The organism is Paraglaciecola arctica BSs20135 (assembly GCF_000314995.1).
Lineage (GTDB): Bacteria > Pseudomonadota > Gammaproteobacteria > Enterobacterales > Alteromonadaceae > Paraglaciecola > Paraglaciecola arctica.
The window spans coordinates 143,025-168,137 of sequence record NZ_BAEO01000006.1; the positions used below are offsets into that span (position 1 = coordinate 143,025).

At 38.7% G+C, this 25,113-nt stretch carries 20 protein-coding genes; 7 read left to right on the forward strand and 13 right to left on the reverse strand.

All coding sequences use genetic code 11. From position 1 onward, the window contains the following. Nucleotides 1–58: 58 nt before the first annotated feature. On the forward strand, nt 59–802 hold the full coding sequence (locus tag GARC_RS01860; protein WP_007616135.1) for a YciK family oxidoreductase: 744 nt from the start codon (nt 59–61) through the stop codon (nt 800–802). An 84-nt stretch (nt 803–886) separates the two neighbouring features. Here GARC_RS01860 and glnS read toward each other — a convergent pair whose 3' ends face one another. Further along, nucleotides 887–2,557, reverse strand: a complete 1,671-nt coding sequence (gene glnS / locus GARC_RS01865; protein WP_007616136.1) for a glutamine--tRNA ligase — start codon at nt 2,555–2,557, stop codon at nt 887–889. Between the two features lie 248 nt (nt 2,558–2,805). Between glnS and GARC_RS01870 the strand changes: the two genes are divergently transcribed. Continuing rightward, nucleotides 2,806–3,834 carry a LacI family DNA-binding transcriptional regulator gene (locus GARC_RS01870; protein WP_007616137.1) on the forward strand — a complete coding sequence of 343 codons (1,029 nt, stop codon included), beginning with the start codon at nt 2,806–2,808 and terminating at the stop codon, nt 3,832–3,834. A 21-nt stretch (nt 3,835–3,855) separates the two neighbouring features. On the opposite strand, the gene GARC_RS01875 is transcribed toward GARC_RS01870, so the two are convergent. The 5 genes from GARC_RS01875 to GARC_RS25770 all read right to left on the reverse strand — a co-directional run bounded on the left by GARC_RS01875 (nt 3,856) and on the right by GARC_RS25770 (nt 10,281). Further along, nucleotides 3,856–5,571, reverse strand: a complete 1,716-nt coding sequence (locus GARC_RS01875; protein WP_007616138.1) for an alpha-amylase family glycosyl hydrolase — start codon at nt 5,569–5,571, stop codon at nt 3,856–3,858. A 10-nt stretch (nt 5,572–5,581) separates the two neighbouring features. Beyond that, nucleotides 5,582–7,090 (reverse strand): MFS transporter, encoded by a 1,509-nt coding sequence (locus GARC_RS01880; RefSeq protein WP_007616139.1) that lies wholly within the window; start codon nt 7,088–7,090, stop codon nt 5,582–5,584. Between the two features lie 135 nt (nt 7,091–7,225). Next, entirely contained in the window at nt 7,226–7,693 is a 468-nt protein-coding gene (locus GARC_RS01885; RefSeq protein WP_007616140.1) for an acyl-CoA thioesterase, read from the reverse strand. Nucleotides 7,694–7,701: 8 nt separating this feature from the next. Further along, complete coding sequence (locus GARC_RS01890) at nt 7,702–8,376, reverse strand: rhomboid family intramembrane serine protease (protein WP_039988394.1); 675 nt, start codon at nt 8,374–8,376, stop codon at nt 7,702–7,704. A gap of 153 nt (nt 8,377–8,529) precedes the next feature. After that, on the reverse strand, nt 8,530–10,281 hold the full coding sequence (locus GARC_RS25770) for a hybrid sensor histidine kinase/response regulator (RefSeq protein WP_007616142.1): 1,752 nt from the start codon (nt 10,279–10,281) through the stop codon (nt 8,530–8,532). 495 nt (nt 10,282–10,776) lie between these two features. Between GARC_RS25770 and GARC_RS01900 the strand changes: the two genes are divergently transcribed. Then, the gene (locus tag GARC_RS01900) at nt 10,777–12,789 is read left to right on the forward strand and encodes a hypothetical protein (protein WP_007616143.1); all 2,013 of its coding nucleotides are present in this window, start codon (nt 10,777–10,779) and stop codon (nt 12,787–12,789) included. 99 nt (nt 12,790–12,888) lie between these two features. Here the strand turns inward: GARC_RS01900 and GARC_RS01905 are convergent, their stop codons facing one another. Genes GARC_RS01905 through GARC_RS01925 form a run of 5 tightly spaced genes read right to left on the reverse strand, consistent with a single transcriptional unit; the run spans nt 12,889 to nt 17,711 of the window. Then, on the reverse strand, nt 12,889–13,497 hold the full coding sequence (locus GARC_RS01905; RefSeq protein WP_007616144.1) for a nucleotidyltransferase family protein: 609 nt from the start codon (nt 13,495–13,497) through the stop codon (nt 12,889–12,891). Further along, nucleotides 13,494–14,501 carry an XdhC family protein gene (locus GARC_RS01910; RefSeq protein WP_007616145.1) on the reverse strand — a complete coding sequence of 336 codons (1,008 nt, stop codon included), beginning with the start codon at nt 14,499–14,501 and terminating at the stop codon, nt 13,494–13,496. The genes GARC_RS01905 and GARC_RS01910 overlap by 4 nt, the downstream gene beginning before the upstream one ends. A gap of 5 nt (nt 14,502–14,506) precedes the next feature. Further along, a complete protein-coding gene (locus GARC_RS01915) occupies nt 14,507–15,679 on the reverse strand; it encodes an RDD family protein (protein ID WP_007616146.1) in 1,173 nt (390 codons plus the stop codon). Between the two features lie 11 nt (nt 15,680–15,690). Next, a complete protein-coding gene (locus GARC_RS01920; RefSeq protein WP_007616147.1) occupies nt 15,691–16,875 on the reverse strand; it encodes a vWA domain-containing protein in 1,185 nt (394 codons plus the stop codon). Next, nucleotides 16,875–17,711, reverse strand: a complete 837-nt coding sequence (locus tag GARC_RS01925; RefSeq protein ID WP_007616148.1) for an AAA family ATPase — start codon at nt 17,709–17,711, stop codon at nt 16,875–16,877. The genes GARC_RS01920 and GARC_RS01925 overlap by 1 nt, the downstream gene beginning before the upstream one ends. 251 nt (nt 17,712–17,962) lie before the next feature. Between GARC_RS01925 and cysK the strand changes: the two genes are divergently transcribed. Next, nucleotides 17,963–18,928: a cysteine synthase A gene (gene cysK, locus GARC_RS01930; protein WP_007616149.1), complete on the forward strand. Its 966-nt coding sequence runs from the start codon at nt 17,963–17,965 to the stop codon at nt 18,926–18,928. A 151-nt stretch (nt 18,929–19,079) separates the two neighbouring features. Further along, nucleotides 19,080–19,523: a hypothetical protein gene (locus GARC_RS01935; RefSeq protein ID WP_007616150.1), complete on the forward strand. Its 444-nt coding sequence runs from the start codon at nt 19,080–19,082 to the stop codon at nt 19,521–19,523. 2 nt (nt 19,524–19,525) lie between these two features. On the opposite strand, the gene ggt is transcribed toward GARC_RS01935, so the two are convergent. After that, a complete protein-coding gene (gene ggt, locus GARC_RS01940) occupies nt 19,526–21,271 on the reverse strand; it encodes a gamma-glutamyltransferase (protein ID WP_007616151.1) in 1,746 nt (581 codons plus the stop codon). 180 nt (nt 21,272–21,451) lie between these two features. On the opposite strand from ggt, the gene rrtA reads away from it, so the two are divergent. Continuing rightward, nucleotides 21,452–22,054: a rhombosortase gene (gene rrtA / locus GARC_RS01945; RefSeq protein WP_007616152.1), complete on the forward strand. Its 603-nt coding sequence runs from the start codon at nt 21,452–21,454 to the stop codon at nt 22,052–22,054. Further along, entirely contained in the window at nt 22,051–22,476 is a 426-nt protein-coding gene (locus GARC_RS01950; protein ID WP_007616153.1) for a GFA family protein, read from the forward strand. Before rrtA ends, GARC_RS01950 begins: the two co-directional genes overlap by 4 nt. Nucleotides 22,477–22,559: 83 nt before the next feature. Here the strand turns inward: GARC_RS01950 and GARC_RS01955 are convergent, their stop codons facing one another. Next, the gene (locus tag GARC_RS01955) at nt 22,560–25,049 is read right to left on the reverse strand and encodes a S9 family peptidase (protein ID WP_007616154.1); all 2,490 of its coding nucleotides are present in this window, start codon (nt 25,047–25,049) and stop codon (nt 22,560–22,562) included. Between the last annotated feature and the right edge of the window lie 64 nt (nt 25,050–25,113).

Consider the following 25,113-nt stretch of genomic DNA (forward strand, 5'->3'; position numbering starts at 1 on the left):
TTCTAAGGCCCGTAGTTCAGTGATACCATTTCACTATTGATTTGATTAGATGTTTATTATGCATACTTACACTCCACAAAAAGATTATTTAAAGAATAAAACCATGCTAGTTACAGGTGCCGGAGACGGCATTGGTAAACAAGCGGCCTTACACTTTGCAAAGTATGGAGCAACCGTGATTTTACTTGGCAAAACGGTAGCTAAGTTAGAAAGTGTTTATGACGAAATAATCAACAATGGAGGAAATGAACCGGCTATTGTGCCATTGGATTTAAAAGGTGCTACTGCAAAACATTATCGAGATATGGCCAATACTATTAGCGATCAATTTGGTTGTTTAGACGGTTTGTTGCATAACGCCAGCATGTTAGGGCATTTAGGTCCCTTTACGCAGATCAGTGAGCAAGATTGGCAGGATGTATTTCAGGTTAATGTCACCAGCCAGTTTTTAATGACTCAAGCCTTATTGCCCATATTAAAAAAGGCGCCTCATTGTTCGGTAATATTTACTACATCAGGTGTTGGATTAAAAGGCAGAGCATACTGGGGACCCTATTCAATCTCTAAATTTGCTACTCAAGGCATGATGCAAATATTGGCTGATGAGTATGAGAATAGTAACATTCGATTTAATTGTATCAATCCAGGTGCCACAAAAACGGCGATGCGAGCAAAAGCATTTCCTGCTGAAAATGTAGAAAATTTAAAAACACCTGAAGAAATAATGCCGTTATATTTGTACTTAATGGACGATAAAACAAGTTCTGAAAATGGTCAAACGTTCGAAGCTCAACCTAAATAACCTGAACTCGAAATAAGCCATTAGATTAAAGTAAAATCATAAAAAAACCGGACATGGCCGTCCGGTTTTGTTTTATTAGCTAGTTTATATTCCTTGATCCATTTTAGCCCAAGTATCCCTTAATCCAACCGTACGATTAAAAACCAATTTGTCTTCTTGGCTATCTTGGTCTTTGCAAAAGTAACCTGTTCTTTCAAATTGTACTGGAACACTCAGTTGTGCATTAACAAGGCTAGGCTCTACTATCCCTTGCTTAACTATTAAAGACTCTTCATTAATACTGCCTAAGAAATCTTCTTCCGCAGCAGGATTAGGGACTTTAAACAATCTGTCATACAAACGTATTTCAGCTGCAACACCATGTGAAGCAGACACCCAATGGATCACACCTTTAACTTTGCGTCCATCCGCAGGGTCTTTGCCTAAGGTATCTTTATCGTAGCTGCAGTAAACAGTAGTGACGTTTCCATTCTCGTCTTTTTCAACTCGTTCAGCCTTAATGACATAGGCATTTCTTAAGCGTACTTCTTTGCCTAATACTAAACGTTTAAACTTCTTGTTGGCTTCTTCTCTGAAATCTTCTGCTTCGATATAAATTTCTTTGCTAAAAGGCACATTTCTGCTGCCCATTGATTCATCTGCCGGATGGTTTGGCGCAACTAAATTTTCAAGGTCTTCACTTGAATAGTTTTCAATCACCAGTTTCAAAGGTTCAAGAACCGCCATAGCTCTTGGAGCATCGGCATTCAACTCGTCTCTTAAACAAGATTCAAGCATGGACATTTCAACCATATTGTCCATTTTGGTAACACCAATACGTTTACAGAATTCACGCACAGAGGCCGATGTGTAGCCTCGGCGGCGTAATCCGGCAATAGTTGGCATACGTGGATCATCCCAACCATTGACCTGGTTTTCTTCAACCAGTTGGATCAACTTACGCTTGCTCAATACTGTATATTCAAGATTCAGTCTTGAAAATTCGTATTGATGCGGTGTGGTATCAATGGTGATATTGCTCAGGACCCAATCATATAAACGTCTATTATCTTGGAATTCTAAGGTACATAACGAGTGAGTTATGCCTTCAATTGCATCAGAAATACAATGAGTGAAATCGTACATTGGATAAATGCACCACTTATCACCTGTTTGATGATGATGAGCAAAGCGAACTCTATATAAGGCTGGGTCGCGCATGCACATAAAAGCTGAGCTCATGTCGATTTTAGCTCTAAGTAGACATTCCCCTTCTTTAAACTCACCGCCTCTCATCTTTTCAAATAAAGCTAAGTTTTCGCTGACAGAGGTATCACGATAAGCACTATTTTTACCTGGCTCTTTTAGCGTACCGCGTAATTCACGCATCTGTTCTTGGCTTGAAAAGTCCACATAGGCCAAACCTTTATTGATTAACTCAATGGCAAAGCCATATAGTTGATCAAAATAATTCGACGAATAACGCACATCACCATTCCAACTAAAACCTAACCATGACACGTCTTGTTGTATGGCGTTAACATAGTCGATGTCTTCTTTTTCGGGATTAGTATCGTCAAACCTTAGGTTACATTGCCCCTGATAATCTTCGGCAATACCAAAATTAAGGCAAATAGACTTAGCATGACCAATGTGTAAATAACCATTTGGCTCAGGTGGAAAGCGAGTCTGTATTTTAGTATGTAAACCTTCGCTAATATCTTTGTCTATGATTTGACGAATAAAATTGGTCGGACGATTGTCGGCCTCGGCCATTAATGAACCCTCTTGGTAAACCTACGAATAATGAAGGCGGATATTATACCAGTATCGAATATCAAGATAAGGGTTTTTACTTCTGTATTAGCTATTTTATCTAGCCTAAAGGTAGTTAATTACCATATGGCCTTATGTTCATAATGAAAAGTCGTTGTTAAATGCTAAAGAAACAATCTAAGATACTGGCAAATATAGTAATTATTATTGTTGTTCACTTTAGATTAGGAAATTGGTACCCATCCACTATGAGAGATAAAGCTACTTCTTTTGATATTGCCCATCGAGCAGGTGTATCCCAGTCTACTGTTTCTAGAGCGTTGCGCGACAGCCCGTTAGTCAATAAAGAAACGCGGGACAAGATCCAAGCGATCGCCACAGAATTAAATTACAAGGTGGATAAAAACGCCAGCAATTTACGGCGCCAGCACAGCTTGACGCTTGCACTGTTATTGTTTGAAGATCCCACCTCAGACGATTCACTTATCAACCCATTTTTTCTATCTATGTTAGGCAGCATTACCAAAGCGAGTACCAAAGCCGGTTACGATTTATTGGTTTCCTTTCAAAACTTAAACGATGATTGGCACGCTGAATATGAGGACTCTAACAAAGCCGATGGCCTTATTTTATTAGGCTATGGAGATTATACTGATTACAGAGACAAACTGACAAAATTGGAAGAACAAGGCACTCATTTTGTTAGATGGGGAGCCCATGATATCGATCATGCTGGGGTGTCTATTGGCTGTAATAATATGCAGGGTGGCTTTGATGTGACTCAACATATGCTCAATATGCAGCGCCGCCAGTTTGCCTTTATAGGAGAAGCAGGCAGTCAAGCACCTGAGTTTAAAGAACGCTATTTAGGTCATTGCCAAGCCCTGAAAGATGCAGGTTTGCAAGTTAATAATGCCATGCAATTTGACGCTATTTCTACAGAACAGTCAGGTTATCAAGGAGTACAAAGGTTACTAGATTCAGGCAACAAGTTTGATGCTTTGTTTTGCGCCAGTGATCTCATTGCTCTAGGCGCATTACGTTGTTTACAAGAAAAAGGTCTGAGTATCCCTGAGGACGTAGCTATTGCAGGTTTTGATAACATCCCTATTTCTAGTTTTGCTAACCCAGCACTCACCACTGTGCATCAAAATACTAAACTGGCTGGGGAAATCTTAGTCGATAGTTTATTAAGGTTAATTAGTGGTGAAGAGGTGTCTCATTACCTTATGCCAGTAGATTTAGTCGTGCGCCGATCCAGCGGCGCACAAACCTAACTTATTCGCATTATAATCAGGTTATTTATTGTCCATCAGCCGTTGTAATTCAAGCAGTAGTAATGGGTTTTTAATGGGCCCTTGGCGCAACCAAACCTGTACGCCATGAGCTGCAACGCTGCTCTGCAATTCAAGTTTAGACTCATTGATGTTCACCGTATCATCAGATATTTGGCTTAGCCAACGTCCAGGCTGCATATACTTTTTAATTACAAAATCGGTTTTTTTATCACCTTTATTCAATAAAACCAAGGCTGTTTGAGAGACTCCATCTTTGACTAACACACGGTAGAATGCCGCTTTGTCACCTGACAATTCAACATTAACTTGTAAACCACTTTGTAAAGCTGCTACCTGCTTACGCACATTAGCGATTTTAGATAACCTCTGAAAAATCTTATGGCTTTTTGCCAATTCTATATTGCTTTGACCTAAATAATTTCGATTACCTTGGTGCTCGGCCTTACCCCGCATAAATCCCATCTCAGAACCTTGATAAATCACAGGTATACCTCGGCTGGTAAATAACCAATTATTGGCGTCAATAAACCCTTCATCTGAAGTATTCATTCTAGGCATGTCATGGTTATCGTAAAAAGTAGTTAACTCATAGGGATTAGTATAAGGCCCGTGGGTTAAATGCAGATACTCTTCGAGATCACCATAATCACTTTTAGGATTTTCAAAGGTTTCGACGATGGCTTGTTTACCTACAAAATCTAATACGCTGATACCGCCATTTTTGGGTAAGGTATGTTGCGCCAAAAAATTTGCGTTGAAGTCATAACTTTCACCAAACATAAAAAAATCTGGATGTTTTGCGTGGATCTTATCAGACATCAATTTCCAAAACGGATGCGGGACATGTTTAATCGTGTCAATGCGAAAAGCATCTGCCCCCTGCTCTATCCAATATAAATAGGAGTTAATTAAATAATCTTGTAACTTTGCATTGCGATCATCCAAATTCGATAATTGCATAATGTCTGGGGTGTGACGAAACATATCATGCAAAGGATTGTTGCCATCTAATTCTTCCGGCTTTAGGTTTTGATGATCAGCGACTAAATTACCGTCAATATCATAGAGTTCACCAAATTTAGGCTGATCTTCAGGCATATCAAAAGAAGGTGAGCCATGATTAGCCACAATATCAAACACTGACTTCAAACCAAATTGCTCACGCATTTGTTGAGTGTATTCTTTATAACCTAGGTTTTTAGAAGGATAATGTTCATCAATCTTATAAAAATTATTTGCCCAATATCCGTGGTATCCGGTTTTTCCCCCATCTTTAAAGGCGCCTCCAAATTCTATTGGTTCACCACCAGAAAAAGCTTGGTCAGGATTGTCCAAAATAGGCGTTAACCACACAGACGTAAAGCCCATATCGCTAATGTATTGGCCATTGTTTAACACACCTTTAAGGTCACCTCCTAAATAACCCACATTGGCGGTTTCTCCATTTTCCCCAAGCAATGGAAGATTAAAAGTAGGGAATTCCTCGCCTTGTGCTATTTGATTATTAGTTGGATCACCGTCAACAAAACGGTCTGTCATAACAAAATACACGGCTTCTTGCGCAAAAGGATGTGTGGTTCCGTAGAACTCTTGTACAGCTGTATCACTTGTTGTGTTGGCACTGTTTACCATCTGTTTATCTTGCGAATGGCAAGCCTGCAAAAATAAGCCGGTCGCCAAACTGATACTGAACAATTTTAATTTGGAAGCTAACAAGGTTTGACTCCTATTCTGGGATTTTGACGCGTAGGGTCATCACACCCGCGATCAACATACTGCAACCGCCTATCACTAAAGCGTAAACAGGCTGATTATCAAATACTTTAGTAATCAAAAATCCTAAAATACTGGCCGCTAATATTTGTGGGATAACAATAAAAAAGTTAAATATGCCCATATAAACACCCATTTTTTTGGCGGGCAGTACATTAGATAAAATGGCATAAGGAACCGACAAAATAGATGCCCAAGCAAAGCCAACACCAACCATAGACAACACTAACCAAGCTGGATCTTTTATAAATATAAAGGAGATAAAACCTATACCACCCAGCGACAAATTAATCAGATGAGCAAATTGTAAGTTAGAGAATCGCACAACTACTGGAATAATAATCGCGGCGAAAATTGATACACCATTGTAGGTAGCCATTAGGATAGAAACCCAATCAGCCCCTTCGTTATATACTGCTGACGTCACATCAGTACTTGAATAGTGGAAAGAAGTAACAGCTGAGTTGGTATAGATCCACATGGCAAACAATGGAAACCAAGAGAAAAACTGCACAACGGCCAACTGACGCATAGCCTGAGGCATAGCAAATAAGTCGTTCATAACTTCCGAAAAGCCATTGTTAATGCGCTCATTTTTTCGCAAATAACCAGCCACTAATTGGCATACACCAAATGCAGCCAATCCACCTGCCATTATGTATAAATTTTGATCTAAGCTTTCTATATTGGCGGCAATCAACAAGTACAACACTAAGCCAATAACTGAATATACCGCCCCACCTTTAAAATATTTAGCACTGCTACGTACTTCTTGTGGTGCAATGGACGCTCCACTTTTAGCAGCCTGGGCTTCTTCAAAGGCGGCTAGTTGTTCGGGAGAATATTCTTTGGTTGATAACACTGTCCAAATCACAGCCACTAGAAAGATACTGCCACCGGCATAAAACGAAAATTTCACTGAGTCTGGGATCATACCTGCTGGTGCAACATTACTAATATCAAACCAATTGGTCATCATCCAAGGCAAGGCCGAGGCCACCACTGCGCCTACGCCAATAAAAAAGGTTTGCATGGCATAACCCATGGCCCGTTGCTTTTTAGGCAACATGTCACCCACAAATGCTCTAAAGGGCTCCATTGACACATTAATCGAGGCATCCATTATCCATAACATACCCGCGGCTAACCAAAGTGTTGGTGAGTTGGGCATAATGAACAATGAAAAACTAGCGGCAATGGCGCCCCATAAAAAGTATGGCCGTCTTCGACCTAAACGGTTCCAAGTGTTATCACTCATATAACCAATAATAGGTTGTACAATTAAACCGGTAATGGGCGCTGCAACCCATAAAATGGCGAGATTACTATAGTCGGCACCTAAGGCTTCGAATATTCGACTTACATTAGAATTTTGCAGCGCAAAGCCAAATTGGATCCCTAAAAATCCAAAACACATATTCCAAATTTGCCAAAAATTTAACTGGGGTTTTGTTTTTTGCATCAAATATTCTCTAATACAGATGTGAAATAGTGCTGAAGTGCAATTAATTCACAACTGTTAATAAAAAGTAAACTGTTACAATAGAGAATACCTTGAGTCTAGGTAAATCAACAACTTAATGCATACGTATTCACACTAAACGCCAACACCCGCTTGATTTATTAAAGCTATTTCAGGAGATGACGATAATTTTTCTCGCAACCAATCAGGAACTGACGTTTTTTGATAGTTTTGCGTGTCGACCATTACATAAGTAGTAGTGCTCTTAGCGATAAGTTTTTGAGTTTTAAAATCTGTGATCACTATTTCAAAACCATAGGAAGTATTGCCAACTTTTGTTGATGACACAGTTATTGCCAGAACATCGTCAAACTTCGCAGATGAATGCCAATCAATATATAAGCTTACCACTTGGCTATCTAAACCTTTATCAAGTAATTCTTGAAAACCACCCACAGCTGCCCTGAAATACTCGGTCATAGCAATATCTATATAATCTGCATATCGGGCATTAAACACTACTTGCTGAGCGTCACATTCACCATACCTAACTCGTAATAACAAAGTGAACGGCTTTTTTATCGGGGATGTAGTTGGATGCATGGAGTTCCTTAATGTAATCGGGGGTTGTCTTGTATTTCTTCTGGTTCGTATTCTTGCCATTCATCAAGCATGTCACTTTCATCATCAGCGGATTCGCCTTCCCAGTCGTAGCGTTGAACCACGGGTTTAGGATCACTATCTCGCCATAATAAAGCAGCAATAACACCGGCGACTGCACCAAAAAAGTGATACTCAAAAGATATACCAGATTCCCTAGGAAAAATAGTCATAGTCATGCCACCATAAAGCAGAAAAGCAATCATCATAATGGCCACCGAACTTTTATCTCGGCGAAATATACTGGCAACAAACAAAAAGAAAAACAATCCATGGGTTATACCACTAGCCCCAATGTGGGTTGCTTGACGAGCAAACAACCACACCCCTACTCCCGACAGGATCCACACTAGACTTAAAACCTTCCACCATGACTTGGGATAACCATAATACAAAAAACTGGCCAATATCAGGATGGCAAAAGTATTATTAAAGATGTGCTCTAAAGACCCATGAACCAAAGGAGCCGTGAGGATACCTAAGACCCCTGCACCGTCTAAAGGTACTAGGCCCATAAAAGATAAATTCCAAGCAAATAATATCTCAGCCGATTTAATGCACCACAGTATAGTAATAGCGAATACTGAATAGAGGATACTTTGGGATAGTCGTTTATTTTGTTTCATGCCTCAGATATTGGGTAGTGTTTTGGATTTTAAAGAGCAAAGTTAAAAATGCTATTGTTGGTTGTCTCTGGTGTTTGCATTATTAATTCAGATCACAGCTTAATAAAGTTCTAATAGAATAGCTGAGTAAACCCTCCTTAAAATAAAACGGCATTACATGAACTGTCGTTGTATTAGCATTCTTAAGTGAGCCGGTTTGACTGGCTTATGTAATAATTTATAACCACTTAGTGCGACTTCTTTTAAACGCTTAGGCTCTGTATCACCGCTCATGATAATGGCAGCCAAGTCCTCTTGATTGAGTAATTTTTTAACTTGATTGATCGCATCTACACCGGTTTTATCTTCACGTAATCGATAATCAGCAATAATAAGGTCAGGGATAAATTGTTGTTTTTGAATCATGTCACAAGCCTCACTCGCAGACTCAGCAGCTATAACTTGGCACTGCCATTGACTGAGGAGTTCACTTAGACTGTCTCTAATTGTAATTTCATCATCAATAACCAGTATCTTTTTATTTTCAGTGTACTGTTGCAGTGAATATTTTGGAGCTTCATGGAGTAAAACTGGGGCATTACATAGAGGTAGCTTAATACTAAAACAACAGCCTTTTCCTTTTTGTGAATGCAGTGTGATAGGAATATTCATTAACTGACAGAGTCTTTTTACTATAGATAATCCTAATCCTAAGCCTTTCTTTTTATCACGTTCGGGGTTATTTAACTGATAAAACTCTTCAAAAATATGCTCTTGTTCGATTTCAGTTAATCCATCTCCAGTGTCTGCAATTTCTATCAATAAACCATCTTTGTGAGTAAGTAATACTTCGACTTTGCCATTATTAGTGTAATTAATCGCATTTGAAATAAGATTACTTAAGATACGTTGCAACAAAATAGGGTCGGTATAAACATAATGATCACTCGAATGAAAAAGCAATTTTAACCCTTTTTCATCAGCCTGCATTTGGAATTGTTGTTTTAAATTATCCAATATACTCCCAACACTACAAGCTTCTCTATTTAAGGTAACAATTTGTGCGTCTAGTTTTGAAACATCTAATATTGAACTTAATAATTCATTCATCCCTTCAGCACATTTTTCTAACTTAATATAAAGCTCACGCCCTTTGTCAGAATTTAATTCTCGATAGAGAGCTGAGAGGAAAAAATTTAATGCTTGCAGTGGTTGCCTTAAATCATGGCTTGCAGAGGCTAAGAACCGGGTTCTTGAGGCAGCAAAGTTTTCAGCTTCCTTCTTTTTAATCTCTAAATTTTCGGCTAATTTTTGATTCCTTTTAATAAGCCAAATGTTTTGAGCGTTACCGCGATGAAACACCAACGCTATTTGGATCATAAAAATTAAAAATAGTAAGATAGATATCGCCAGTAAATAATGAGGTTCATCCATGGCGATGGAATAACCAAGAGTATAAATGGAGAATACGGCTATGTTATAAACGAGAAAATATGCAAACCAATAACTACCTATACCTACAGAGCCTGCAGCTAATCCAAATATAATAAGATTTAAAAAAACAGACGCTTCAGGGTATTGATTAAAGTCTACAATCAGAACTGTCATTCCCCATAGACAACCTGCTACAAACGACAATATTAGTGAAAGCCCTTCAAACATACGAGTTTGGTTGATATTAAAGTTGGCTTTATACCAACCATAGGTTAAATAACCGCGTATCAGCGTGGTAAATAAGATGGCAGACAACCAACCAAATAAGATGGTATTGGAAATCAGCGAATAAAATACAAAACATAAAACAATTGGGAAAAGCCCTTGTACAAATAAGGTGCTCTTAAATAATTTCAAATAAGCTTTTCTATGTTCAGACTCAATGAGTAATAACTCATCATCACTATATTTTTCTGTTGTGAATATTTTCATTTTTTATTTTAAATTCGCCTAAATACAATAATTTATGCTGTCACTAAATGATGGTTCCTATAGTCCATTAACTGTTAAATAGTCACAAGGATTTTTCTCTTTTGGAGGCAGCAGCATCATCTTATAAAGATGAACTTAGGGTCATATATGCTGTAATATTCATCAATTAAAAATGCTGACAGAAAAGATTAACAATACAAATATATAGATCCCTTATTTGAGTAGATTGCTTAGACTACCCCTAAGGTAAAATTTTGGGGACCATTATTAGCTGTTAATTTGGTTTGACAAACCATAACTTATTCGCGTTAAATAGCTGATTTTAATTATAAAATAAAAACGTAATATATGAGTTAATATAAAATGGAGCGTAAAATGTGACTTACTATAAATTCATATGTCAGGTATTTAAAAATTAAATTGTATAAGCACACGAATATCAATTTTCGGAAAATATATTTGTATATTGTTTGTTTTACAATAGCAATCTGCTCCATGTTTTTTACAGAATTAGTTTTCGCCGAACAATATAAAATGAAATTGATTGTTGATTTCAGCCGCTTTAGTGAGGTTAAATCTGATGCGGTATGGTTGCCGCCGTTAGTGAGCCCCTTAGAAGAGGTGTTTTTTGTCGCGCAAGATAATGGACTAATTTATTTACTTGATAAAGATGAGCCAAATAATCAACACGCTATTTTAAACTTGCCTCTAGAATCGAATACCCCAACCTTTATTACTCTTACTGCTATCAGCCTTCACCCTAGTTTTTCTTTGTCTGAAGAACCAGGATATGCCACATTTTATACCGCACATACCACTGAATTCGAGCTAGATAAATCCACTAACCGATTAGGTCTGTCTGATACTGATATTGATACTGAAACCAATTTTAACTTTGAAACTGTGATCACTGCTTGGACATATGATTTTGATAAACAAAAGATAAATCCAGAAACTCAAAGAGAAGTATTACGTATACCCATCACATCCAAAGACAAGGGGATCCAACAGCTCACTTTTGATCTTTATCAGAAGCCATGGAACCCTGATTATGGTCAACTGTATTTTTCACTAAAATACGACAATGAACTGAAGACGCATTCTTTGTACTCAGGAGTGATATTACGTATTTATCCGCTGATGTTTGGTACCCGAGAATATACTATTTCTCAGAATAATCCTTTTATAAAAACGCCTGAAATAAATAGTGAAATTGTAGTAATGGGCGCTCATGATATTCAACATTTTTTTTGGGCTAAAAATAGTCATGAATCAATCTTCATCCAACATAACAATAATGTGCAACACTGGTTAAGCAAAGCTAAGGTTGGCGATGATTTGCAGTCCCAAGCTCAACCCGATTTTCTTTGGCAGCAAACCAACAAAATGTCACCAATGTTACTTTATCAAGGCCGTAATTTTCTTAATCTCAGAAATAAAATGGTGTTTTTCACACTGATAGATGACCAGTGGTATTTAACCTCCCGCCCACTTGAACCATTAAGTAATGAATCACCAATAATCGAAGAAGTCAGCGCCACACAAGGCATAATATTAGGAACGAATGTTAGCATTAGCCAAAATAATGAAAATGAGATAATCATTTTTGACCATCATCAGAATAAACTGTATTCACTGCAATCAACTAATTCACAGGTCATTCAAACAAATGATTCAGGATCAGTATCTAGTGGTTTTGAAGCTACATATATTATTTTGTTTATCAGTATATTGGCAGTTTTAATAGCCGTTCTATTTTTTACTAAACGCAACAATCTTGTTCACAAACTAGCTTTGGATCCCTTAGATAATAAATATGCTCGATTTGAATATCTACAAACAAAAGAAAGCATTTTACTGTATAAAATTAATCAGCAGAAAGAACACAAACCCCTTAACCTAAAAGACATCATTCGCTGTGAAATTTTATTAAATAGTAAAGTTATAGCTATTATCGATAGCGAAGCTGGAAACGCCATTAGTAATCTAAAAGAAACAGAGATAAGAGCCCTTTACACCAAAGAGCAAAATATGAAAATGGGCGCTGAGCAAACTCGTCAAATTGAGGTCATATTATCGGATACAGATGCTAGTTATCCTGTTTGTCTATACCTTAGAAAAGGTAATAATAGAGTGACGGGTACCAAATACTATAGGTGTGTCGATATACTCATTGATCTGTGCTGGGTAATTTCAAAACAGCTCAATCCCAAAGTGACTGAGACTCGGATAGTTCCTGTTGTTACATTCCCCCACCGTCATATTCCTGTGGCGACTAGTCAAACTGCTGATCCAGCATCGAGTCGAAACAATAATGCTAACAAATCAAATAAAATGCTAGCGAGCTCAAATCTCCCAACACCAAAACCAGAAGCCTTAAAACCTGAAGCTCAGTCTACTCCAAAGACTGAAGTCGTTAATGCTCTCGAGAAGTTAGTACACCTACATAAGCAAGGATATTTAAGTGATGAAGAATTCAGCTTAGCTAAAACCAATTTATTGCAATAAATTGGTGGTGACGTTGAAATGCTCCCCCCTGAAATCACAAGATCAGGCGACCTAATATAAATAATAAATGAGTCAATTTAGAAGTAGATGTAAATTTAGCTAATGCTTGATTTTTGCGTCTTTAATAGCAATCCCTATAAGGTCCTTTTGAGTATCAATATCCAATGCAGCTTCTGGCATTTCTATAGCGATAACCTGTTGTGAGTATTTCCCTAGTATCGCTTTCGCCCCTCTATCAGCGGTTAATTGACTTAGCTCAGCAAAGTATTCCCTTGGAAAAATAGATGGGGCCCCTACTTTTCCTGCATATTTTGCCGCTATAATATTTTGCGGGTAATTCTTTGATTGACTCAACATATCCATAATCATTTGTTGGGTTATCAATACTTGATCGGCTAATGCAATCAATACATGAGTGGTGTCGCTTGCAAGGAATTGTATACTTTTAGCTAAAGTGTGGCCCATGCCGTTTTCCCAAGAATTAATGACATATTTATTGATGCTTAGTGGTAATACATCAATTATCAAAGCGGCGTTTGAGCCTAGCGCTATATGCCCATTGTCTATGCCATCAATCCATTTATCACCTTGATAATATTGTGACAGGCAATGGCAGATCATGGGTTGACCATGAATATTAGTTAACTGCTTTATTCCCTCAAAACGTTTACTTTGACCAGCAGCCAATAATAACAACTCGGTTTTCACTGATTTAATACGCCACTGATAGACAAACCGTCGGCGTTTTCTAACGCTGCATGCACCTCGGCTAACATGGATAACGCGATGGATTCAGGTAATTCACCGCCTAATCGCAAACCTACAGGGTTAGCCAAAGGTTTAGTTAAATCATTTCTGGTTAAGTTAGCGATATCTAACACTCGGTCCGTCCGATGTGTTGGCCCGAGTAATCCAACATATTTAGCACTACTGCTTTGCACTAATGTTAAAGCTGATGCATCAAGTTTTATGTTATGCGTTAATATCAAGGCAGCGTCTATCTGCTGCAACCAAGTTGCGCTTTGCAGTTCCACAAATGGTTGACGAATAATTTGACTGGCTTTGGTAAAAAATTCAGTTTTTGCGTAACCCATTCGAGGATCAATAAGTAATACCTGCCACCCTAGTTCTGCAGCTATGGACACTACTGGTTTCGCATCCACACCTGCTCCAAATACAGCCAGTAATGGGGCTGGACTAAGTTGCTGTACAAAAAACTCAACCGCACCAGCTACTTGTATACTTGCCGCTAAGGTTTGTTGCTTGTCAATTACTTCCAACACCTTATTTAGCGGTAAACCTTCATCGATTTGTTGATGATATTCGGCCTTTTGTCTTTGTTCTAAACAGCCATTTAATACATCAAGTTGCAGATAATCATTATCAGCATTAACAGGTTGCAACAGTATTCTCACCATGCCCCCGCAACCTATACCTAGTTGCCAAGCAAGATCTTCTTCTTCACGCATATCGTATTCTATAATACGGTTTTGTTGATTGTCCCAACAGCGCCTTGCTTGACGCATTATGTCCGACTCCAAACAGCCACCACTTAATAAACCAAAATATTGTCCCATATCGTTGATCAACATCATGGCACCAGCCTTACGGTAAGACGAGCCGTCAGTTTGTATAATAGTAGCCAATACCCATAAATGTTTATCCCGGTTCTCAGACCAGTGGCTGAGTAGCTGACTTATCCTATTTGCCATCCGGATTATTCCGCCATTTCTTTAATAAAGGGCACTTTTGGCTTGCGTAAATCAATCACTAAAGTCTCAGAAATTTTGTCTTGAATAGCTTGGCGATTGGGATCCCAAAAAACTTGTAAAAACCCCATTAGTCCAGTGGCAAAACCAGCTGCGTATCCGCCGTAACGACCAAAACTCTCCCATAAATTTAGCGGTTGGTTATCAAGTTTGATAACTTTCATTCCCAGTAAACTTTTACCAGGAGTTTGACCTTTCCACCATGCAGTAAATATACTGAAATAAAACGCAGCCCACCCAAATCCTAAACCTAATTCCTCCGCCCAATTTTCTAGCCGAGCAAGCAATCCCTTTGACTCCTTATTTTCATCTTCATCGTTAGAATATTCTGAAATGATATCTTCAACTTCTGAAGGCACAAATTCGTTAACTGGCGTAACCGCTTTGTTGGTGACAGCAAACTGTTTCAAATACTTTTGTAATTGCTGTTTCTCATCATCATTAATGCTCTCCGATACTCCTTCAACATATCCGTCCAACACACCCTCTATGGCATTTTCATCTAAACCTGAAGCAATAACATCTTGGATAAGGTTTTCACCTAAGTCTTGTAAACAATTGAAAGCAGGTTTACATTCTCCTTGCTGAATTTGTTGTTTTAGTGCTTTGGTATCTAGCAGATACTTTGCTGTTAAAGCAACTAACCCTATACCATCAACACCCTTGACATTGTTAACTGACGCTTCAGTTGGTTTGTCATTCAAAGGGTTGTTATCAGTCATCTCATCAACAATGCCCATAGCTACAACAAATAGCAACCAAGCCACCAATAACCTCAACATAATTCGTACCACATTGAAGCGTTTTTGGGTTTCTAATCGATTACCCGCTATAAAAAATGTCCAAGCAGCTATGGCGGCTAAGACCAAGCTACTCACTTGCGTTAATAAGATCACAAAAAACAAATCTATAAGCATGCCAAAACCACGGCGAAATGGCCCAGCAAGTGGTGTACCTAATAATTCATCAGCCACAAAAAATGCATAGGGAGTGACAATTTGTCGGGTTTCTTTGGGCGTTAAATGTTCATTGTCAGCGCTAGAGTCTGTCGTTCCAGACTCTAGCGTAAGATGTGATTGACTGTCAGCTTGACGAGTCGGTGTGATACTGGGCTTTTCCATTACAGGTTATTTTATCCACTTCTTTTAGTTAGACTTTTGATCCCCTCTCCTATTCCATCTAGCGTAAGGGGAAACATTCTGTCGGTCATCAGTTCTTTCATTATGCTGACTGAAGCATAATAATTCCAATATTGACTTAACTGCGGGTTTAGCCATATTGCATGTTCAAAATGATTAAGTAAACGTTGCATCCACACTGATCCCGCTTCTTCGTTCCAATGTTCTACGCTGCCGCCTGGATAGGTTATTTCATAAGGCCCCATAGTAGCATCACCAACAAATATCAATTTGTAGTCAGGTCCATATTTATGAATAACACTTGCGATAGGTACAACTTCTCTGTCACGCCTTTTGTTGTCTTTCCATACACCTTCATATACACAATTATGAAAATAAAAATATTCAAGATGTTTAAATTCCGTATGCACAGCTGAGAACAACTCTTCACATTCTTTAATATGAGCATCCATCGAGCCACCCACATCAAAAAACATTAAGACTTTAACCGCGTTGTGGCGCTCTTTCACCATATGAATGTCTAGAAACCCAGCATTTTTTGCGGTAGCACCTATGGTAGTAGGAATATCTAGTTCTTCGGTAGCACCTGTCCGAGCAAACTTACGAAGTTTACGAAGCGCAACTTTAATATTTCGGGTGCCCAACTCAACATCACCAGCTAGATTCTTAAACTCCCGTTTGTCCCACACCTTAGCAGCAGAAAAATTTCGGTTACCTTCTTGGCCAATACGGACACCTTCTGGATTGTATCCATTTGCACCAAAGGGGGATGTGCCCCCCGTCCCAATCCATTTGTTGCCCCCCTGATGGCGTTTTTCTTGCTCAGCTAAGCGTTCTTTAAGCGTTTTCATTAGCTCTTCAAGGCCACCCAAAGCTTTTATCTGGGCTTTTTCTTCTTCGCTAAAATGTCTTTCCAAGGCATTTTTTAGCCATTCTTCGGGGATGTCTTTACCGAATAGGTCAATACTTTGCACACCTTCAAAATAATCAGCAAAGGCCCGATCATACTTATCGAACTGACTTTCATCTTTCACCATTATCATTTTTGCCAAGATATAAAAATCATCAATACTGGCAAATATCACGCCTTTTTCTAGCGCGTTAAGCAAGTCTAAAAGCTCCCTTAGACTCACTGGCAACTTGTATTCTCTGAGTTTAAAAAAGAAATCGACTAACATTAACGACGCGCCATAAAGACCAGTTTTTCAAACAAATGAATATCTTGTTCATTTTTTAACAAAGCACCATAAAGTGGTGGAATACTTTGTTTGCCGTCTTTGTTTTGTAGGGCTTCAGCTGGAATATCTTCTGCTACCAGTAATTTTAACCAATCTAATAATTCTGAAGTCGAGGGTTTTTTGCGTAACCCTGGTACTTCACGCAGGTCAAAAAATGATTGCAGCGCTTGGTTAAGTAATACTTTCTTAATATCAGGAAAATGCACATCCACAATTTGGCGCATTTCATCAGCATCAGGAAACTGAATATAATGAAAGAAACAACGACGTAAAAACGCGTCAGGCAATTCTTTTTCATTATTTGAAGTAATAATAACAATAGGACGCTGCTTGGCTTTAACTAACTGCTGAGTCTCATAAACAAAAAACTCCATTTTATCGAGCTCTAAAAGCAAATCATTTGGAAACTCGATGTCTGCTTTATCTATTTCGTCAATCAATAATATGGTTCGTTTTTCCGCTTCAAATGCCTGCCATAACTTACCTTTGACTATGTAGTTACCAATATCATGGACTTTTTCATCACCTAGCTGTGAGTCACGCAAACGGGAAACAGCATCATATTCATATAAGCCTTGCTGCGCTTTAGTAGTCGATTTGATATGCCATTGGATCAAATTAGCATCTAAACTTTTTGCTAACTCTTCTGCCAACATAGTTTTGCCGGTACCCGGTTCACCTTTAATCAATAAGGGTTTTTCTAAGGTGATAGCCGCGTTGACAGCCAGTTGCAACTCACGACTCGCAATATATTTTTCTGTTCCTTTAAACGCCATGTAAATCCTCAAAAATTATTAACATATGATTAACCATAAGATATAGCGAAATAGCTCTTTAAATAAAGCCTTCTACCCTTACCTATAAGTATGAATGTCATTATGATAAAACAGTTTTATAGGCTTTATGTATCAATAATACTTATAGAGCCTGTTGTTGTTTCATATATAGGCCCTAAGAATTACCAATTGACGGTGAACTAATCAGGGTTACACTGTAAAAAATAGAAAAATTAAGCAAGGAAATAACTATGCAAGTATACGACGACCATTCACTCGCCATTGGTAAAACACCTTTGGTTAAACTTAATCGTGTTACAGGCGGCAACGTTTACGCAAAAATTGAATCTAGAAATCCTAGTTTTAGTGTTAAATGCCGTATTGGCGCAAATATGATTTGGGATGCTGAGAAAAAAGGTTTACTTAAACCGGGCAATGAAATTGTTGAGGCAACTAGCGGAAATACTGGTATAGCCTTGGCGTTTGTTGCTGCATCTAGAGGTTATAAAATCACCCTGACAATGCCTAGTTCAATGAGTTTAGAGCGTCGTAAATTACTTAAGGCCATGGGTGCAAACTTGGTTTTGACTGAAGCGCCTAAAGGCATGAAAGGTGCTATTGCTGCAGCTAATGAAATTGTTGCCTCTGATCCATCAAAATATATTCCTATGCATCAGTTTGAAAATCCAGCTAATCCAGAAATTCATGAAAAAACCACTGGCCCAGAAATTTGGAATGATACAGACGGTAAAGTTGACATTTTTGTTGCTGGTGTAGGCACAGGTGGCACCATTACTGGTGTCAGTCGTTACATCAAAAATACTCAAGGCAAGGCAATTACTACAGTAGCAGTTGAACCTACAGATTCACCTGTTATCACTCAAGCCAAAGCGGGTGACGAACTCACACCTGGGCCCCACAAAATTCAAGGTATAGGTGCAGGTTTTATCCCTGGTAACTTAGACCTAGACATTGTTGACGCTGTTGAACAAGTGAGTAATGAAGAATGTATGGCTATGACACATCGCTTGATGAAAGAAGAAGGCATATTAGCGGGGATCTCTTCAGGAGCAGCAGTAGTTGCAGCGAAACGTTGGGCAGAAAAACCTGAGAATGCTAACAAAATCATAGTGGTTATCTTGGCCAGCGCGTCAGAGCGTTACCTAAGTAGCCCATTATTTGCTGGTGAATTTTCTGATTCAGAAAATGTCCAATAATGGCAAAAACTGCAGGGTTAAGTAAATACTGTTTACATTAACCTTATATAATTAGGGAGGCTTGTGCCTCCCTTTTCTTTTGATGATGCCAAAAACAGGATAAGATAAGATTACATTGATAAAATAACATCAACCAAAAATGGGATGTAACATGCTAAAAAATATCAGATTTATCTTTATATTTGCAGTTTTATGCAGTGCATGTGGTCAAGACTCACCTAAGCAAGGTGGAGGCAAATTCGGCATGTTAGACAGTGGCAACCCTGAATTCACTGCAGTAGAATTTTTTGATCATATTTATCATAGTGAAGGAATTGATGGCGCCATTAAGGTAAGCACCCCTAAAATGAAGCGCTTGTTACGTTCTTATCACACCAATAAAGGTGTTCAAAAACATGTGTTAAATATGCGATTTGATAAGGTAACTATTCAACCTAGATCCCGTAGCGCAGGCAGAAATGAATTTGCTAAAGAGGCGCAAATATCTATATTTTTTGAAGGCGAACTCGATGGTGACATATTTAAAGATATGCGTAATGTCGAACTTCTAAAAGTAGGTAATGACTGGAAGGTAGATGAAGTTAGTTTAGAGTAGGCCTAATACCCCACAGCCACGCCTTCCCGCCTTGGATCTGCTCCACCAATTAGCACACCATCAACTAATTGGATCCCATGTAGACCGCTGTTTAATTCTCTAACTTGTACCTTGTGACCCATTTTTTCAAGTATTGGCTTTAATTCTTCAATTAACGTACCTTTTTCCAGCGCCGTATAATCGTTTCTATTGGTCACTTTAGGTAAATTGATAGCTTGTTGGATATCTAGGCCCCAATCGACTACCCCCATGATAGTTTGTGCTACGTAACTCACAATACGACTACCACCAGGCGACCCCAACACAAGAGTAAGTTGGCCTTCCCCATCGAACACCATAGTTGGACTCATGGCACTACGAGGACGTTTTTTAGGCTCAACTCGATTCAATACAGCCTTGTTATATTTATAAGGATTAAAAGAAAAATCTGTAAGCTGATTATTAAGTAAGAAACCATCAACCATCACCCCAGAACCGAAGGCAAATTCAATGCTTGTTGTCATCGACACTGCATTACCTTCTTTATCTACAATACTAAAATGGCTGGTATTGGGCTGCTCATGAGTTTTACCTTTTGAAAAATTCGTTGTAGGAAAAGGTTTACCCGCCAATATGTTGCCCATATCTTTATCTAAACTGATTTTCTTGGAGCGCTCAAGCAAATAACGTTTACTGAGCAAAGCACTAAATGGTACTGGGCTAAAGTCACTATCGGCGATGTACATTTCTCTGTCTGCATAGGCCAACCTAGATGCTTGAGTAAACAAGTGGACTGCCGCCGCTGAACTGATAGGGTATTGACCAATATTATATGGCTCAAGAGTACGTAAAATTTGCAATACATTTATGCCACCAGAGCTAGGCGGCGCCATTCCACAGACTTGATAAGAACGATAACTGCCACACACGGGTGAACGTTTAACGGCTTTATATTCGGCTATGTCTTGTGACGTTATCAAACCCGGGTTAATAATGGAAAACTGGGCAGCTCTTGCTATATCTTCAGCAATTTTACCCTTGTAGAAACTATCTGCGCCATTTTGGGCTATGGTGGTTAACGTTTTAGCTAAGGCGGAGTTCTTTTTGACTGTGCCCTCTGTCAGTGCTTTACCGCTAGGATAAAAATATACCGAGGAGGTTCTAAACTGATTCAAACCAGGATGGATTTTCAGCTCTAGCAAAGATGCGAGGCGATTTGAAACAGTAAAACCATTTTTCGACAGCGCAATACTATCAACAAACAACTCTGACCATGCTAAGTTTCCAAATTCTTTATGGGCCATATCTAATGCTTTTAAGACCCCTGGTACACCAACAGATCTTCCACCTACTACAGCATCAATCCATTTTATCGGTTTACCATTTTCTAGGAATAGATCTATTTTGGCTTTAGAAGGGGCTGTCTCGCGACCATCGAAGGTGTGCAATTTTTTCGCTTTATTATCCCAGTAAAGAATAAAGCCACCGCCCCCAAGACCTGAAGACTGAGGTTCGACTAATGTCAGCATAGCTTGCACTGCAATGGCGGCATCAATTGCACTTCCACCTTTAACTAATACGTTTTTACCCGCCCAAGATGCATATGGGTTAGCCGCTACAACCATAAACTCTTTTGAGTGAAATGCGCTCTTTTGTTGTAGTCCTGTTGCCGCTTCTGGCTCTCGATCTTCTCGTTTCTGTTCACCCTGTGAAGATAAACTTAACAAAACAGCTAAACAAAAAACAAAGGTTGGTTTAATTAAACGCACAGATTTTCCAAACAACTTAGAATAGGCGCGAACACTATCGAGGCAAGCCTACTTTTGCAAATAGTTATCTTTATTAGCCAATAATATTTTTGTCTAATAAGTAACAATGACAACAACACAAGCTAACTTAATTATTAGAAATTAGTTACCATAGGTTTATTCTAAATCCATTAAAATACTATGTTCAATCTACCTGTACAGACAAAACACAGCCTCGCTCCCCTTTTTATTGTCATAGTTAGCATTATATTGGCCTTATCAGAGCCTATGAGCAGTGAATTATTCGCTTATGATAGACAGCAGCTTAATGGGTTTCAGTGGTGGCGACTTATAACCGGCCATTTCCTGCATACCAACACAGTACACTTGTTATTGAATACCGCTGGCTTAACTTTATTGTGGGCCTTGCATGGTCACTACTACCAAACATCACGCTATCTGATTATATTTTTGTTGTTGTGTTTAGGCACATCAGGCGGCTTGTATTTATTTGCCCCACAAATGCAATGGTATGTTGGACTGTCTGGGGTACTCCATGGCTTGTTTATAATTGGTGCTTATTTCGATATCCACAACAAATTCAAAACTGGATGGATATTGCTAATTGGTGTATGGATTAAAGTACTACATGAACAAATCTACGGAGCCAGTGAAGATGTAGCCCAGTTGATAGCAGCCAATGTGGCGGTTGACGCTCACTTGTTCGGTACCATCACCGGCAGCATCATAATTATGTACTATTTTATACTAGATAAAATTCGAACTAAGAAGGAATTGTCATGAGTCAAGCAGTGCAAATGAGTGGTAAGTGTTTATGTAAAAAAGTCACCATTAATGCCCAAAAAGTGACACCCCATGTGGATGCTTGTCACTGTGCTATGTGCAGAAAGTGGTCTGGTAGTTCTTTACTAGCTATGGATTGCGGCTCAGAAGTAGTGTTTGAAGGGCAACAATATATAACAACTTATGATTCGTCTGAGTGGGCTGATAGAGGATTTTGTAAAAACTGTGGCACACATTTGTTTTACCGTCTTAAGCAGACCCATCAATATAATATACCTGCCGGTCTATTTGATACTGATGTCAGCCTAGAATTCACCACTCAAATATTTATAGAAGAAAAGCCCGATTATTATGAGTTTGCTAATAAGACCCAAATGATGACAGGAGAAGAGGTATTTGCTGCTTTTGGTGGCAGCGAATAATTTTATTAATCAAAGTTTAAGTTATCCTGCTTCAAAACTGGGCAACACATTGATGTATTTATTACCAATGTGTTGCGCATTATCTATAAATTAGTTTCGAACAACTTGTATATCCTTCTATATTCGTCTAACCATGAACTAGGTTGCACAAAACCGTGGGATTCCACTGGATAAATTGCTGTTTCGAAGTTCTGTTTTTCTAATTCAATTAAACGTTGTACCAGTCTTACTGTATCCACAAAGAACACATTACTGTCTATCATAGGTGCATTGATCAGTAAGTGTTTTTCTAATCCTTCTGCAAAATAAATAGGTGAACTTCTTTCGTAGGCAATAGGATCAACGTCTGGCGTGTTAAGTATGTTCGAGGTGTAACCGTGATTATAGTGTGCCCAATCACTGACAGGACGTAATGCTGCTCCAGCTTGGAATAAATCTGGGTAGTTAAATAATGCCATAAAGGTCATAAAACCGCCGTAAGACCCACCATAAGTCCCTACTCTTTTTGCATCCACATCAAGGTTTTCTACCAACCAATCAACACCGTCTTCTAAGTCTTGAATTTCGGGCGTGCCCATTTGTCGATAAATAGCAGTACGCCAATCTCTGCCATAACCGGCTGAGGCTCGATAATCCATATCAAGTACCACATAACCTTGTTGCACTAACAGATTGTGAAACATAAATTCTCTAAAATAACCCGACCAACCTAGATGAGAGTTTTGTAAATAACCCGCACCATGGTTAAACACTACCGCCTTGTGTTTTTGTCCGGGTTGCATGTCTCTGGGCGTATACACCCGCGAAAAAATAGATTGTTGTGTGTGTGAGGATTTAATCGGCACTATGTCTGGAGCAAGCCAATCGATGTCTAAAAAAGCCTGACTAGTGGTTTCGGTAAGCTGTACAGCCGATTGATTCGCCACCGACTGTAAGAATAATTCTGGCGGGCGAACTAAGCTGGAATGCGTCAGCAATAATGACTTTTCATCAGGGCTTAATTGATAATCAGTCATGCCATTCAAATTGGTTATTTGTTGCAGAGTATTGTCGGCTAACGCAACCTTGTATATCTCGTATATGCCTGGATGTTTTTTATTGCCTTTAAAATACATATATTGATCGTCAGAGGTTAATGTTAAAGCATCAACTTCAAAATTACCTGCCGTAATTGCCCTTGCGTGGCCCTTTAAAGGTTTAATATAAAGATGTGAATATCCAGATTGTTCAGACAAAAAGTACAAATCATCAGTATTATTTAACCAACCAAAACTGTTAAATTTGTAATTGATCCAAGCATCATCGTGTAATCTGTGTTGATTAACTAAGGTTGCATCTTCTTTATTAACGGTAACTAGCCATCTATCCTTGTTGTCCCATGCTTCTAACATAATGGCGACATTTTCACCCTTGTTATGCCATTGAATGGGGCCTTGTGACCAATACCAATCTTGCATAAGCACAATGTCTCGAGGTAGACGGTTGGTGCTATATTTTTCGCCTTTGGCTTGCGCATTTTCACGTTTCACTGCTTCCAAAACGTCTTCGTTATATCCAGGTAGGCTGTTAAAACTGAGCTTTCGTTTTGACCTATCTTCAAGGTTAATTAACCATAAATTGTGATGCCCTGTTTTTGCGTCTGCGACTCTGCGGCGTACATCGTCTGTGGCTATTCTGCCATCTTCATTAATGTAATTAGGCATAAGGTCATCATCATCGCGCCAACTAGACTCTTCTTGCTCTACCAATACAAGCCATTTGCCGTTAGGTGATAAACTTACTTCAACCGTTTCATTGCCTTCTGTAAAATAAAAATTAGCAGGTGCTAAGGTCTTATTTTGAAGCGCAAGTTGTTGTTCTTTTTCAAAGCGTATTACTTTATGTTGACGTTTTAACGCCACCACCTCAATTAGTTGTTGTTGCTGCTCGGCAATATAATCTTGTGGATCTTTCACAGCAGTAGGTTCATCAGCAAACTGCCATGTGACCAGTTGCTCATATAACCCCTGCTCAGGGTGGATCGCATAAATAGCATTACCGCTTTGGAAACTTAAACGCCCATCATTAAGAAAGACTAGATTGTGAGGCTGCCTATTATCTTTTGTGAGCTGCTTTAGATTATTGTTAGCGAGGTTTTTAACAAAGATATTGCCTTCAAACACCCAAGCGGCAGTATCTTTGTTTTGATTCAAAATTCGGTCTTCATAGGCGTGTAAATGTAGCTGTGCTAATTCAACCTTATTACCATTACCTTTTTCATTTATAGATTTTTGCCATAAATCAGACAAAGGAGAAGATTGCTGTTTTTGTTGGTAATAAACACTTTGGCTATTGTCGCCCCAATATGCAGAAGTGGGTTGACGACCCATCCAATCAGGATCAGCCATAATTTGTTCTAACGTTAATAGCTTAGATTGATTATTAGCTGCAATTGATTGTGCAGCTTTGATTACCTTCGGCGGCGGTTCAACAGTTTTACTAACTATGGGATCCGCAGTTTGGGTTGCCGAACAGGCAAATAGAAAAGAAGTGGCAGTAGCTAATAATAAGCCTTTTTTATTTAGTTTTAACACTTAGTAAACCTTAGACAATATTGAAATATATTCCAACACTATTAAAGCGCATTACAGGGTCATT